Source organism: Amycolatopsis sp. SID8362 (assembly GCF_010550475.1).
Lineage (GTDB): Bacteria > Actinomycetota > Actinomycetes > Mycobacteriales > Pseudonocardiaceae > Amycolatopsis > Amycolatopsis eburnea.
In genome coordinates this window covers 1-12,350 of sequence record NZ_JAAGNB010001214.1, presented here as the reverse complement: position 1 = coordinate 12,350, position 12,350 = coordinate 1, and the positions used below count along the sequence as shown (strand labels likewise).

Genomic DNA, 12,350 nt, shown 5'->3' with positions numbered 1-12,350 from the left:
CCGCGGCCAGTGCCGGCTCGACACCGATCACGCGCGCCCGCGGGCAGCGGGCCTTGATCGCGGTGCCGACGCCGGCGGCCAGCCCGCCGCCGCTGATCGGGACGAGGACGACGTCGACCTCGGGCAGGTCTTCGGCGATCTCCAGGCCCGCGGTGCCCTGCCCGGCGATGATGGCCGCGTCGTCGAAGGGCGGGACGAGGGTCAGCCCGCGTTCGGCCGCCAGTTCACGCGCTTTCGCCTCGTGCTCGCCGATCGGCACCTCGATCACCTCGGCGCCGTACGCGCGGGTGGCCTCGACCTTGATCCGCGGCGCGACGTCCGGCACGACGATCACCGCGGGCACGCCGTACCGCTGCGCCGCGTACGCGACCGCCTGCGCGTGGTTGCCGCTCGAGTACGCGATGACACCGCGTTCGCGCGCGGCGTCGTCGAGTGCGCCGATCGCGTTGAACGCGCCGCGCACCTTGAACGCGCCGATCGGTTGCAGGCTTTCGGGTTTGAGCCACAGGGTGCCGCGGGGATCCCACGTCTGGAGCAGCAGGGGCGTGCGCACGGCGACACCTTCGACGCGCTTCGCGGCGGCCTCGATGTCGGAGATCGTCACCAGTTCCATGTGCCGAGTATGTCAAGAAATCGTTCGGTTGGGAGTGTCTATTGTGGACGGACAGAGTGGTGCTCCTCACGCCGTGGCAACGCGGGGAGTTCCTGGCGCGCCTTAACCGTTGGACAAGGGGAGAAGACGGACTACCGGATCGGGATCATGACGAAGGAGAAGGCGGCGGCTTCCGAAGGAAAGACGGAGGAGAAGCCGGGCTTGCGCATCGCGCAGGTGGCGGCGGCGGCACTCGCGGCGGTGACCGCGGCGCTGCTCGGTTCGACGCTCGGCGTGGCGGGCACGGTCGTCGGCGCCGGCGTGGCGAGCGTGGTGTCGACGGTCGGCGGCGAGCTGTACTTGCGCTCGCTGCAACGCACGCGGGAAGCGGCGCTCAAGGCGCGGCTGCTGGCGACGTCGGGGATCCGGCGGCGCGGCGCCGTCGTGCCGGGGGAAATCCCGATCACCGAACAACCCACGGTGCAGCTGGAGAAGCCGCCCGAGGAGGGGCCGTCGCGGCTGCGGAAACTGCGCTGGCCGTTGATCATCGGCACCAGCGTCGCGGCGTTCGCGGTGGCGATCCTGGCGATCGTCGGCTTCGAGTCGGCGACGGGCACCCAGATCGGCGGCGGCACGGGCAAGAGCATCGGCAAGGTCCTCGGCGGCGGCTCGGGTCACACCGACACCACGCCGTCGACGACACCCGCCACCGGCACGAACGACACCCAGGTGTCCCCGACGGAGCCGACCACGACCCCGTCGGGCACGTCGACGGCCCCGACGACCACGTCGGAGACGCCCACGACGACCCCGAGCACGTCGACGCAGCAGCCGTCGACCTCGGCCCCGGCCACCACCGCGCCCCCGACCAGCCAGGGCGCGGCGACCACGCCGACGCCGTAGGCCCGTCAGGCCAGACGGGCGCGGAGGGCGCGGGCGGCCGCCGTCGGGTCCTCGGCCTCGGTGATCGCGCGGACGACGACGATCCGGGACGCGCCGGCGTCCAGCACCGAAGGCAGCCGGTCGCCGTCGATGCCGCCGATCGCGAACCACGGCCGTTCCGGGGACCGGCCGGCCACCGCGCGCACCAGGTCGAGGCCCGGGGCGTGACGGCCCGGCTTCGTCGGCGTCGGCCAGCACGGGCCGGTGCAGAAGTAGTCCACGCCGGGCTCCGAAGCGGCGGCGAGGGCCTGGTCGAGGGAGTGCGTGGAGCGGCCGATCACGACGTCGTCGCCGAGGATGCGGCGGGCCAGCGGGACCGGGATGTCGTCCTGGCCCAGGTGGAGCACGTCCGCGCCGACCGCGAGCGCCACGTCGGCGCGGTCGTTCACCGACAGCAGCGCCCCGTGGCGCGCGCACGCTTCGGCCAGCACCTCCAGCGCTTTGATCTCGCCGGCGGCTTCCAGCGCGCCGGTCTTGTCGCGCAGCTGGATGACGTCGACGCCGCCGGCCAGCGCCGCGTCGGCGAAGTCGGCGAGGTCGCCGCGGGAAGTGCGGGCGTCCGTGCAGAGGTACAGGCGCGCGGAGTCGAGGCGGGCGCGGATCTTGTCACCGGAAAGGGCGGGCATAGCGGCGACCGTACCCGGCGAGCTAGGGTGGGGTGGTCCGCACGGGAGCCCGAGGCACGGGCTGAGAGGGAGCTGCCGCTCCGACCGTGGAACCTGATCCGGGTCATGCCGGCGCAGGGAGCGTGATTCCATGACGAACCTGGCAGTGGTGGGCGGCGGCGTGATCGGCCTGTCCGCGGCGTGGTGCGCCGCGAAGGCGGGCCACGACGTCACCGTCCACGATCCCGAGCCCGCCCGTGGCGGTGCGTCCTGGCTGGCCGGGGGCATGCTCGCCCCGGTCACCGAGGCCTGGCCCGGCGAAGAAGACGTGCTCAGCCTCGGCGAAGCGTCGCTGAAGCGCTGGCCCGGCTTCGCGAGCGACCTCGAGCAGGAAGGCGTCGACCCCGGCCTCGCCGGGCACGGGACGCTCGTCGTCGCGTTCGACAGCGCCGACGCCGGGCACCTCGACATCCTCGCCGGCTACCTGCACTCCATCGGCCGCGCGGCCGAACGCCTCACCGGCCGGGAGACCAAGCGGCTCGAACCCGGCGTCGGCTCCGTCCGAAGTGGACTCCACGTGCCCGGCGACCTGGCCGTGGACAACCGGAAACTGCTCAACGCGCTGTACGCCGCGTGCGTCAACCACGACGTCCGGTTCGTGCGCGAGCGCGTCGAAACGCCGCCGGACGCCGAAGCCGTCGTGCTCGCCGCGGGGGCGTGGACCGGGCGGCTGCACCCGCAGCTCGCGGGGGCCGTCCGGCCGCTCAAGGGCGAGATCCTGCGGCTGAAACCCCGCCGCGGCTGCCTGCCGCCGCCCGCGCGCACCGTGCGGGCCGTCGTCGAGGGACGGCCGATCTACCTCGTCCCGCGCGGCGACCAGGAGCTCGTTCTCGGCGCCACGCAGTACGAGGCCGGTTTCGACCGGGCCGTCACCGCGCGCGGCGTGCGCGAGCTGCTCGAAGGCGCCGAACGCGTCTTCCCCGCGCTCACCGAGTACGAGCTGGTCGAGACCGCCGCCGGCCTGCGGGCCGCGAGCCGGGACGTGCTGCCCTACATCGGGGTCCTGGACGACGGCGTCTTCGCCGCGACCGGCCACCACCGCAACGGCCTGCTGATGGCCCCCGTGACCGCGGCCGCCGTCGTCGCCTGGCTCGAGGGCGAAGCGCCGCCCGAAGGCGTCGAAGCGGCTTCGCCCGCCCGGCTGCACCAGAAGGAGCACGTGTGATGGAGATCAAGCTCAACGGCGAGTGGACCGAATTCCCGGACGACGCGACCGTCGCCGACGTCCTCGAGCACACCGGCGGGCCGCGGCCGGGGATCGCCGTCGCGGTCGACGGCGTCGTCGTCCGCCGCGCCGACTGGACGGCCACCCCCGTGCCCAAGGGCGCGGGCGTCGACGTGCTCACCGCAGTCCAGGGAGGCTGAAGTGGACGAAGAACCGCTGGTCATCGGCACCACCAAGCTGACGTCGCGGCTGATCATCGGCACCGGCGGCGCGGCCAACCTCGCCGTGCTCGAACGCGCGCTGGTCGCCTCCGGCACGGAGCTGACCACCGTCGCCATGCGGCGCGCCGACGCCGAGGGCGGCTCCGGCGTCCTCGAGCTCCTGAAGCGGCTCGGTATCGAGCTGCTGCCGAACACCGCGGGCTGCCGCACGGCCGCCGAAGCCGTGCTCACCGCGCAACTCGCCCGGGAAGCACTGGAAACCGACCTGATCAAGCTCGAGGTGCACGCCGACGACCGGACGCTGCTCCCGGACCCGATCGAGACCCTCGACGCGGCCGAACGGCTGGCGGCCGACGGGTTCACCGTGTTCGCCTACACGAACGACGACCCGGTGCTCGCGCTGCGCCTGGAGGAGGCGGGCTGCGCCGCGGTGATGCCACTGGGCGCGCCGATCGGCACCGGCCTCGGCATCCGGAATCCGCACAACATCGAACTGATCGTTTCGCGGGCGGGTGTCCCGGTGATCCTGGACGCCGGAATCGGCACGGCGTCCGACGCGACGCTGGCGATGGAGCTCGGCTGCGACGCCGTCCTGCTGTCCACCGCCGTCACCCGAGCGGCCGATCCAGAGCGGATGGCTTCGGCGATGCGTTCGGCCGTCAAGGCTGGTCACCTGGCTCGCGGCGCCGGCCGGGTGCCGCAGCGCTTCTGGGCGAAAGCTTCGAGTCCACCCCGGTGAACCGGAGTGCCTTCACGCCGAACGCGCACCTCGAACCCGTAAGGTGGACGGCACTTTCCGGCGCACCGGCGGCGGGGCAGGGCAGAAGGAGCCAGCCGTGACGAGCACATCGGTCCAGGACGTCTCGGGCAGGTTGTACCTGGCTGTCGGAAGGTTGTCCCGGTCACTGCGCCAGGCCGGTGTGCCGGGTCCGGGCCACGGCGCCATCTCGGCGCTGGCGACGCTGGTGAACTCCGGCCAGCTCCGCCTCGGCGACCTCGCGGCCAAGGAGGGCGTCGCCGCGGCGACGATGTCGCGGATCATCGCGTCCCTGGTCGAGGCCGGCTACGTCAGCCGCGAGTCCGACCCGGTCGACCGCCGGGCCTGGCTGGCGAAGGCGACCGAGGAGGGCGAGCGGCTCGTCTCCGGCGTCCGGTCGACCCGGGTGCAGGAGCTGAACCGCCGCCTCGACCGCCTCACGCCCGAACACCGCGAAGCCCTGACGGCGGCCATCCCGGCGCTCGAGGCCCTGATCGCGGACGACTGAGCTAGTCCGCGAGCCGGCGCGTGATCCGGTCGAACAGCTCCGTCAGCGGCTCGCCGACGTCGCGGCCGAACTCGGTCAGCCCGTAGGTGACCTGAGGCGGCGTCGTGGGCTCGACCCGCCGCCAGACCAGGCCGTCCGCCACCAGCGCGCGCAGGGACTGCGCGAGCATCTTCTCGCTGATGCCCTGGATGCTTTCCCGCAGCTCGAAGAACCTGAGATCGCTGCGCCGCAAGCAGATCAGCACCCAGATGCCCCACCGGCTGGTGACGTGGTCGACGACGTCCCGCGCGGCGCAGTCGGTGTGAAACACCTCATAGCGGGCCTCGGTGCCGGTCGGGGTGAGCTGCGAGCCTCCGGTCATGTCCTGAGCTTACCGAAAGGTATGTACTTACCAGGAGTAAGCCCAGGCTCCTACCGTCCCGATCACCAGGTAAAACGGACGAAGGAGCAGTTCATGATCGTGGTGACCGGGGCGACCGGGAACATCGGCCGGCCGCTGACGCGGGTGCTGGCCGAGGCGGGGCAGCAGGTGACGGCGGTGTCGCGGCACACCGCGGCGGTGCCGGACGGCGTCGAGCACGTGGTGGCGGACCTGGCGGACCCCGCGGGCCTCGAACCCGTGCTGGCCGGCGCGAAGGCGTTGTTCCTGCTGCTGTCCGGCGACCTGCACGCCGTGGGGGCGAATCCCGCCGACGTCGTCGAGCGGGCCGCACGCGCCGGGGTCGGCCGGATCGTCCTGCTGTCCACGCTCGGCGTGGTGACCCGGCCGTTCGGCACGACGCGGGTCGCGATGCGCGAGCTGGAAGACGCGGTGCGGGCGTCCGGCGCCGACTGGGCGATCCTGCGGCCCGGCGGCTTCGCGTCGAACGCGCTGTGGTGGGCCGAAAGCGTCCGCACGCAGCGCGTCGTCGCCGCGCCCTTCGGCGACACCGGCGTGCCGGTGATCGACCCGGCGGACATCGCCGACGTCGCCGCGGCCTGTCTGGTGGACGACCGGCACACCGGCGGCGTCTACGAGCTGACCGGACCGGCGGTGATCACGCCCCGGGAGCAGGCGGCGGCCATCGCCGCCGCGCTGGGCTCGCCGGTGCGGTTCCACGAACAGACCCGCGAGGAGGCCAAGGCGGCCATGACCCGGAGCATGCCCGGCGAGCTCGCCGACGACACGCTGGACATCCTCGGCTCGCCCAGCCCGGCCGAGGTGCGTGTCAGCCCCGACGTCGAGCGGGTCCTCGGCCGGCCGGCGCGCACCTTCGCCGACTGGGCCGCGCGCAACGTCGCCGCGTTCCGCTAAGCGGCTGTCCGCCGCAGCTCGGCGAGCTCCGCGCGCAGGGCACGGAGCTCGTCGAGGATCTCCTGGTTCGCGGCCGCCTGGGTTTCGGCCTGCTTCGCCTCTTCCTCGCGGATGTCCTGGCGCAGCTCGTCTTCCATGCCGCTGACCACGACGGCGATGAAGAGGTTCAGCACCGCGAAGCTGGACACCAGGATGTAGACGACGAAGAAGATCCAGGCCATCGGCGCCTGTTCCATGATCGTCTTCGCGATGTCCGGCCAAGCCTCGCCGGTCATCACCTGGAACAGCGTGAACAGCGACGTGCCGAGGTCGCCGAAGTCGCCAGGGTCGATGGCGCCGAACAGCTTCGTCGCCATCACCCCGGCCACGAAGATGATCAGCGCGAGCAGGGCGGCGATCGAAGCCATGCCGGGGATCGCGGCGAGCAGCCCGGAGACGACCTTCCGCATCGACGGCACCACCGAGATCAGCCGCAGCACCCGCAGCACGCGCAGCGACCGCAGCACCGCGAACGGCCCGGTCGCCGGGATCACCGCGATGCCGACCACCAGCAGGTCGAAGATGTTCCAGTTGTCACGGAAGAAACGGCCGCGGTAGGCGTAGAACTTCGCCAGCAACTCGGTGACGAAGATGCCCAGCGCGATGTGGTCGAGCGCGTGCAGGAGGCCGGCGTACCCGGCCATGATCGACGTCGAGGTCTCCATGCCGAGCGTGACCGCGTTGAACACGATCACGGCGATGATGAAGTTCTGGAACCGGCGGTCTTCGAGGACCTTCGCCGCCCGCTCGCGTCCGGTCAAGGCCGCCCCCTGCGTGAGTCAAGGATCAGTAAACGCAGGGATGGTAACCGGACGCGTGCTCAGCGTTCCTCGGGAGCCAGCCGCCAGAAGGCCGAGACCGGGCCGACCTTCGCGCCCATCGGGTAGGCGTGCTCGACCGCCTGCGAGACGAACCACTTGCCGTAGCGGGCCGCCTCGACCACGGACATGCCCTTGGCCAGACCCGCCGTCAGCGCCGACGCCATCGTGTCGCCCGCGCCGTGCGTGTGCGGCGTCGAGTAGCGCTTGCCCGGCAGTTCCACGAACGTCGAGCCGTCGAACAGCAGGTCCACGCACTCCGGGTCGGACTGCAGGTGGCCGCTCTTGACCAGGACGTACCGCGGGCCCATCCGGTGCAGCACCACGGCCGCGGTGTGCATGCCTTCGCGGTCGGTCACCGTCATCCCGGTCAGCAGCCGGACTTCGTCGAGGTTCGGGGTCAGCACCGTCGCGCGCGGGAGGAGTTCGTCGCGCAGCGCGTGCAGGCCGGCGTCGTCGAACAGCGGGTGGCCGTGCATCGACGCCGCGACCGGGTCGACGACGAACGGGATGTCGGCGTCCCGGCCGATCCCCGCCTGGTCGCACGCGGCCGCCACCGCGTGGATGATCTCCGCCGACGCCAGCATGCCCGTCTTCGCCGCGCCGACGCCCATGTCCGCGGCCACGGCCTCGATCTGCCCCGCGACGATGTGCGGAGGCAGGTCGGCGCGGTCGTGCACGCCGAGGGTGTTCTGGACGGTGACGGCGGTGACCGCGACCAGGCCGTGCACGCCGCAGGTCAGGAACGTGCGCAGGTCCGCCTGCAGCCCGGCGGCGCCGCCGGAGTCCGACCCGGCGATGGTCAAAGCGGTCGGCAGGCTCGTCGTCATGGTGGTTTCCCGACTTCTGGTCTAGGCCAATCAGCCTCTTTTGCTTCATCAACAGTCAACCACGGTGAGACATTGTGAACGTTACTCACGTTCGAAGGAGCCTGGATGAAGCTCTTCTCGGTGGCGGTCCTCACGGCGGCGCTCGTGCTCTCCGGGGCGACGGCCGCGAACGCGGACAGCCCGAAGCTCTCGCACGTCACGACGGTCGGCGTGCACAACACGTACGACCCGGCGGCCTACGGCTACCTGGCCCAGGCGCTCGACGCCGGCTCGTCGCTGATCGAGCTGGACGTCTGGCCGGACTTCTTCACCCACGAGTGGAAGGTCAGCCACTCGAACCCGCTGGGGAACAACAACAACTGCGTCGCGGCGACCTCGGCGTCGCAGCTCTACAGCGGCGGCACGAACAAGAACCTCGAGTACTGCCTCGACGACATCCGGATCTGGCTCGCCGCCCACCCCGGGCACACGCCGATCACGCTCAAGCTCGAAATGAAGACCGGTTTCTCGGACAACACCGGTATGGGCCCGGACGAACTGGACGCCACCTTCCGTTCGCACCTCGGCAGCGTCGCCTTCCGCCCGGCAGAGCTGCTCGGCGGCTACGGCACGCTCGACGACGCGGCCAAGGCGGACAACTGGCCGTCGGTGGACGCGCTGCGGGGACGGGTGCTCACCGAGATCATCCCGGGCACGGTCGAGGAAGGGAACCCGACCGACACGCTGAAGACCGACGTCGAGTACGCGCGCTACCTGGTGGGGCTCAAGAACGCCGGCAAGCTCGGCGACGCGAACATCTTCCCGACCGTGCACGGCGCGGCCGGCGGTGACCCGCGGGACAAGTACACCGCCGACCTCAAGCCGTGGTTCGTGGTGTTCGACGGCGATGCGAACGCGTGGGTGACGCAGACCGGGCCGTGGTGGTACGACGCCAACCACTACTACGTGGTGATGACCGACGCGCAGAACGTCGCACCGGCCATCGACGCCCACAACCCGACGGTCGACCAGGCCAACCAGCGCGTCGCCGACCTGGCGAAGCAGCACGCGTCGGTGGTCACCGCGGACTGGACCGGGCTCACGACGGTGCTGCCGCAGGTGATTGCCCGGGGATAGTGCGGTGCCCACGAAGGTTCACCGGGTGGGGCCGGCCTGTCGAACGGTCTCGTGTCGATCTTCGTGGTCAGCGGGAACGGCCGGCTCACCGCTCGCGGCGGCCAACTCGCGTACCGGAACGGCCAACTCGCTGGCAGGTGGGTGAGTTGGCCGTTCCGGTCGGTGCGTTGGCCGTTCCGGTTGGTGAGTTGGCCGCCGGGGTTGTTGTGGTCGGTGCTGCCTTGTCGGGCCTGTCGCAGACACTGCCATCGCAACCCGGCGAACGTATCCGGCCACCGCGCTAGGGGACAGCGCTTCCCGGCCGGCCTCGATCAGTTCGGCGAGGCCGGCCGATCGCGCTCGCCCAGGACGCGGGCGCGGTGGTCGAGGAGCGCCACACCTTCGTGGATGCTCGGTGGCGGTGTGCGGCCGGACTTCTCGCGAAGGACGGAGATCGCCTGGATGTTGAGCCCCTTGCCGACCAGCGCGTCGAACTCCTCCCGCAGCTCCTCGGGCAGGGCCCGCCACAGCTCGTGGTTCGTCACCAGCCCAGTTTGGCAGCGCCGGCTCCGCGGCTGCGCGCGATTTACCGGTCCAGGACCCAGAACGGCGACACCGGGCCCACACCCGCGCCCAGCGAGTAGGACTCCGCCACGCAGCGCTCGATGAACTTCTTCCCCGCCGCCACCGCGTCCGGCACCGAAGCGCCCTTAGCCAGCGATGCCGTGATCGCCGAGGCCAGGGTGTCGCCGCCGCCGTGGGTGTTCTCCGTGATGTAGCGCGGGCCGCTCAGCTCGAGGTACTCGCGGCCGTCCGACAGGAGGTCGACGCAGTCCTCCGTGCCCGTCATGTGGCCGCCCTTGACCAGGACCCAGCGGGAGCCGAACTCCAGCAACGCGTCCGCGGCGGTCCGCTGGGATGCCGGGTCCACCACGGAAATCCCGGTCAGGAGGCGGACTTCGTCGAGGTTCGGGGTGATCAGCGTCGCGCGGGGGAACAGCTCCGTGCGGATCGCCTCCAGTGCGTCCTCGCGCAGCAGGGCGTGCCCGGTCATCGACGCCGCCACCGGGTCGACGACCAGGGGGAAGTCCAGGCCGAGCTCGTCGAGGGTCTTCGCCACCGAGCGGATGATCTCGGCCGTCGCGAGCATGCCCGTCTTGGCCGCGTCGACGCCCATGTCGGACGCCACCGCCTTGATCTGCGCGCACACGACCTCGGCCGGGATCTCCGTGAAACCCTGTACGCCCAACGAGTTCTGCACGGTGACCGCGGTCAGCGCCACCAGCCCGTGGACGCCGTTCGCGAAGAACGTGCGCAAATCGGCCTGGATGCCCGCACCACCGCCGGAGTCCGATCCGGCGATGGTGAGGGCGGTGCGCGGTGTCACGGTTGCACCACGGGCAGGTAGACCTGGCCGCCGGACTCGGTGAACTCCGCCGACTTCGAAGCCATGCCGGCCTCGATGGCCTCCACAGTGGACAGACCGTGCTCCTCGGCGTACTTGCGGACGTCCTGCGTGATCCGCATCGAGCAGAACTTCGGCCCGCACATCGAGCAGAAGTGCGCGGTCTTGGCCGGCTCGGCGGGCAACGTCTCGTCGTGGAACGAACGCGCGGTGTCGGGGTCCAGCGACAGGTTGAACTGGTCGTTCCAGCGGAACTCGAAGCGCGCCTTCGACAGCTCGTCGTCCCACTCCTGCGCGTACTTGTGCCCCTTGGCCAGGTCCGCGGCGTGCGCGGCGATCTTGTACGTGATCACGCCGGTCTTGACGTCGTCGCGGTTCGGCAGGCCGAGGTGCTCCTTCGGCGTGACGTAGCACAGCATCGCCGTGCCGTACCAGCCGATCTGGGCCGCGCCGATGGCCGACGTGATGTGGTCGTACGCCGGCGCGATGTCCGTCGCGAGTGGACCGAGGGTGTAGAACGGCGCCTCGCCGCAGAGCTTTTCTTCCAGCTCCACGTTCTCCTTGATCTTGTGCATCGGCACGTGGCCGGGGCCCTCGATCATCACCTGGACGTCGTGCGAGCGCGCGATGTGCGTCAGCTCACCCAGGGTTTCCAGCTCGGCGAACTGCGCGCGGTCGTTGGCGTCCGCGATCGAGCCGGGACGCAGGCCGTCGCCCAGGGAGAACGTGACGTCGTACTGCCGGAGGATCTCGCAGAGCTCCTCGAAGTGCGTGTACAAAAAGGACTCTTGGTGGTGCGCGAGGCACCACGCCGCCATGATCGACCCGCCGCGGCTGACGATGCCGGTGACGCGCCGCGCGGTCAGCGGGATGTAGCGCAGCAGCACGCCGGCGTGCACCGTGACGTAGTCGACGCCCTGCTCGCACTGCTCGATGATCGTGTCGCGGTAGATCTCCCACGACAGCTTTTCCGGTTCGCCGTCGACCTTCTCGAGGGCCTGGTAGATCGGCACGGTGCCGACCGGGACCGGCGAGTTGCGGATGATCCATTCGCGCGTCTCGTGGATCCGCTTGCCGGTGGAGAGGTCCATGATCGTGTCGGCGCCCCAGCGGGTCGCCCAGACCATCTTGTCGACCTCTTCCTCGACCGACGACCAGACGGCCGAGTTGCCCATGTTGGCGTTGATCTTCACGAGGAAGTTCTTGCCGATGATCATCGGCTCGGTCTCGGGGTGCTTGCGGTTGACCGGGATCACCGCGCGGCCGCGGGCCACCTCGTCGCGCACGAACTCGGGCGAAACCCGTTCACGCGCGGCGATGTACTCCATTTCGCGGGTGATGACACCCTGTTTGGCCCAGCCGAGCTGCGTGTTGTGCTCCCGGCCGTCGGCCCAGCCCGCCCGCAGCCGGTGGAGTCCACTGTGGACGTCGATGGACGCGTCGGGGTCCGTGTACGGGCCCGAAGTGTCGTAAACGTCGAAGTGCTCACCGTTGGAGAGATCGATCCGGCGAGCCGGGACGCGGAGCCCGGATTCCGTCTGGTGGTAGACCTTGTGCGAGCCGGTGATCGGACCGGTCGTTACGGAGACGTCCTTGTTTTCGAGCGTCGTCAACGACTTTCACTCCCTACGCCGGCATTACCCGGTCAGGTTCATGCGGTCGGTGACGCCTGCGAAACGCAAGTCACCCTCTCAGCCCGCCATGGCGCGAGCTCCCGCGTTGGTGTTGTGCCACCGACCATGCCACGCCGGAGCGCGATACTCAAGTCAGCCGACCAACTCGGCCGGAGTGGCGTAGACGTCGACCATCGCTCCGTTGCGCAGCACGGTGATCGGCAGTGCGGTGCCGATCACTTCCGCGAACAGCTGGCGCTGGATGCCCTGGGCGTCCGAGACGCGGGTGCGCCCGACGGTCAGCACGAGGTCGCCGGCGCGCAGCCCGGCCCGGTCCGCGGGGCCGCCGGAGACGACTTCGCGCACCCGCAGCCCGGCCTGCTGCCCGGTGCGCTCGGCGACGTCG

The 12,350-nt window shown here is 70.8% G+C and carries 16 protein-coding genes and 2 riboswitches; of the genes, 7 read left to right on the top strand and 9 right to left on the bottom strand.

Going from position 1 to position 12,350, the window contains the following annotated elements; genetic code table 11:
• A partial coding sequence (locus G3I65_RS37530; RefSeq protein WP_160700294.1) for a threonine/serine dehydratase occupies nt 1–613 on the bottom strand: 613 nt, incomplete at its 3' end.
• A 147-nt stretch (nt 614–760) separates the two neighbouring features.
• On the opposite strand from G3I65_RS37530, the gene G3I65_RS37525 reads away from it, so the two are divergent.
• Nucleotides 761–1,495, top strand: coding sequence for a hypothetical protein (locus tag G3I65_RS37525; protein ID WP_160700293.1), 735 nt, complete (start codon nt 761–763; stop codon nt 1,493–1,495).
• A 5-nt stretch (nt 1,496–1,500) separates the two neighbouring features.
• Here the strand turns inward: G3I65_RS37525 and thiE are convergent, their stop codons facing one another.
• Entirely contained in the window at nt 1,501–2,160 is a 660-nt protein-coding gene (thiE, locus tag G3I65_RS37520) for a thiamine phosphate synthase (RefSeq protein ID WP_160700292.1), read from the bottom strand.
• A gap of 31 nt (nt 2,161–2,191) precedes the next feature.
• A riboswitch (TPP riboswitch) is annotated at nt 2,192–2,297 on the top strand.
• On the opposite strand from thiE, the gene thiO reads away from it, so the two are divergent.
• The 4 genes from thiO (at nt 2,291) to G3I65_RS37500 (ending at nt 4,850) form a co-directional block, all read left to right on the top strand.
• Nucleotides 2,291–3,364, top strand: a complete 1,074-nt coding sequence (gene thiO / locus G3I65_RS37515) for a glycine oxidase ThiO (protein ID WP_160700291.1) — start codon at nt 2,291–2,293, stop codon at nt 3,362–3,364. It overlaps the preceding riboswitch by 7 nt.
• A complete protein-coding gene (gene thiS / locus G3I65_RS37510) occupies nt 3,364–3,564 on the top strand; it encodes a sulfur carrier protein ThiS (protein WP_160700290.1) in 201 nt (66 codons plus the stop codon). Before thiO ends, thiS begins: the two co-directional genes overlap by 1 nt.
• 1 nt (nt 3,565) lies before the next feature.
• Nucleotides 3,566–4,324 carry a thiazole synthase gene (locus G3I65_RS37505; protein WP_160700289.1) on the top strand — a complete coding sequence of 253 codons (759 nt, stop codon included), beginning with the start codon at nt 3,566–3,568 and terminating at the stop codon, nt 4,322–4,324.
• Between the two features lie 97 nt (nt 4,325–4,421).
• Entirely contained in the window at nt 4,422–4,850 is a 429-nt protein-coding gene (locus tag G3I65_RS37500) for a MarR family winged helix-turn-helix transcriptional regulator (protein ID WP_125308074.1), read from the top strand.
• A 1-nt stretch (nt 4,851) separates the two neighbouring features.
• Here the strand turns inward: G3I65_RS37500 and G3I65_RS37495 are convergent, their stop codons facing one another.
• Nucleotides 4,852–5,211 (bottom strand): helix-turn-helix domain-containing protein, encoded by a 360-nt coding sequence (locus G3I65_RS37495; RefSeq protein ID WP_125308073.1) that lies wholly within the window; start codon nt 5,209–5,211, stop codon nt 4,852–4,854.
• A gap of 93 nt (nt 5,212–5,304) precedes the next feature.
• Here G3I65_RS37495 and G3I65_RS37490 point away from each other — a divergent pair, with 93 nt between their 5' ends.
• Nucleotides 5,305–6,144 carry an SDR family oxidoreductase gene (locus tag G3I65_RS37490; RefSeq protein WP_160700288.1) on the top strand — a complete coding sequence of 280 codons (840 nt, stop codon included), beginning with the start codon at nt 5,305–5,307 and terminating at the stop codon, nt 6,142–6,144.
• On the opposite strand, the gene G3I65_RS37485 is transcribed toward G3I65_RS37490, so the two are convergent.
• Together G3I65_RS37485 and thiD (G3I65_RS37480) are read right to left on the bottom strand one after the other, a co-directional pair.
• Entirely contained in the window at nt 6,141–6,944 is an 804-nt protein-coding gene (locus G3I65_RS37485) for an ion transporter (protein WP_160700287.1), read from the bottom strand. The two genes, G3I65_RS37490 and G3I65_RS37485, sit on opposite strands and share 4 nt — an antisense overlap.
• Nucleotides 6,945–7,003: 59 nt before the next feature.
• A complete protein-coding gene (gene thiD, locus G3I65_RS37480) occupies nt 7,004–7,831 on the bottom strand; it encodes a bifunctional hydroxymethylpyrimidine kinase/phosphomethylpyrimidine kinase (RefSeq protein ID WP_160700286.1) in 828 nt (275 codons plus the stop codon).
• A gap of 105 nt (nt 7,832–7,936) precedes the next feature.
• On the opposite strand from thiD (G3I65_RS37480), the gene G3I65_RS37475 reads away from it, so the two are divergent.
• Nucleotides 7,937–8,947 (top strand): phosphatidylinositol-specific phospholipase C domain-containing protein, encoded by a 1,011-nt coding sequence (locus tag G3I65_RS37475; protein WP_160700285.1) that lies wholly within the window; start codon nt 7,937–7,939, stop codon nt 8,945–8,947.
• Between the two features lie 311 nt (nt 8,948–9,258).
• Here the strand turns inward: G3I65_RS37475 and G3I65_RS37470 are convergent, their stop codons facing one another.
• From G3I65_RS37470 to G3I65_RS37455, 4 genes are all read right to left on the bottom strand, one after another.
• Nucleotides 9,259–9,471 (bottom strand): hypothetical protein, encoded by a 213-nt coding sequence (locus G3I65_RS37470; RefSeq protein WP_160700284.1) that lies wholly within the window; start codon nt 9,469–9,471, stop codon nt 9,259–9,261.
• Nucleotides 9,472–9,512: 41 nt separating this feature from the next.
• Nucleotides 9,513–10,313 carry a bifunctional hydroxymethylpyrimidine kinase/phosphomethylpyrimidine kinase gene (gene thiD / locus G3I65_RS37465; protein ID WP_160700283.1) on the bottom strand — a complete coding sequence of 267 codons (801 nt, stop codon included), beginning with the start codon at nt 10,311–10,313 and terminating at the stop codon, nt 9,513–9,515.
• Nucleotides 10,310–11,944 (bottom strand): phosphomethylpyrimidine synthase ThiC, encoded by a 1,635-nt coding sequence (gene thiC, locus G3I65_RS37460; RefSeq protein ID WP_160700282.1) that lies wholly within the window; start codon nt 11,942–11,944, stop codon nt 10,310–10,312. Before thiC ends, thiD (G3I65_RS37465) begins: the two co-directional genes overlap by 4 nt.
• A riboswitch (TPP riboswitch) is annotated at nt 11,938–12,059 on the bottom strand. It overlaps the preceding gene by 7 nt.
• Before the next feature lie 38 nt (nt 12,060–12,097).
• The coding region (locus tag G3I65_RS37455; protein WP_160700281.1) for a PDZ domain-containing protein at nt 12,098–12,350 on the bottom strand (253 nt) is incomplete at its 5' end.

What these genes read in the sequence shown, in the direction of transcription:
- thiO (WP_160700291.1), top strand. Translation starts at nt 2,291, where the DNA reads ATGACGAACCTGGCAGTGGTGGGCGGCGGCGTGATCGGCCTGTCCGCG.
- G3I65_RS37475 (WP_160700285.1), top strand. Translation starts at nt 7,937, where the DNA reads ATGAAGCTCTTCTCGGTGGCGGTCCTCACGGCGGCGCTCGTGCTCTCC.
- G3I65_RS37495 (WP_125308073.1), bottom strand. Translation starts at nt 5,211, where the DNA reads ATGACCGGAGGCTCGCAGCTCACCCCGACCGGCACCGAGGCCCGCTAT.
- thiD (WP_160700286.1), bottom strand. Translation starts at nt 7,831, where the DNA reads ATGACGACGAGCCTGCCGACCGCTTTGACCATCGCCGGGTCGGACTCC.
- G3I65_RS37490 (WP_160700288.1), top strand. Translation starts at nt 5,305, where the DNA reads ATGATCGTGGTGACCGGGGCGACCGGGAACATCGGCCGGCCGCTGACG.
- G3I65_RS37525 (WP_160700293.1), top strand. Translation starts at nt 761, where the DNA reads ATGACGAAGGAGAAGGCGGCGGCTTCCGAAGGAAAGACGGAGGAGAAG.
- thiS (WP_160700290.1), top strand. Translation starts at nt 3,364, where the DNA reads ATGGAGATCAAGCTCAACGGCGAGTGGACCGAATTCCCGGACGACGCG.
- thiE (WP_160700292.1), bottom strand. Translation starts at nt 2,160, where the DNA reads ATGCCCGCCCTTTCCGGTGACAAGATCCGCGCCCGCCTCGACTCCGCG.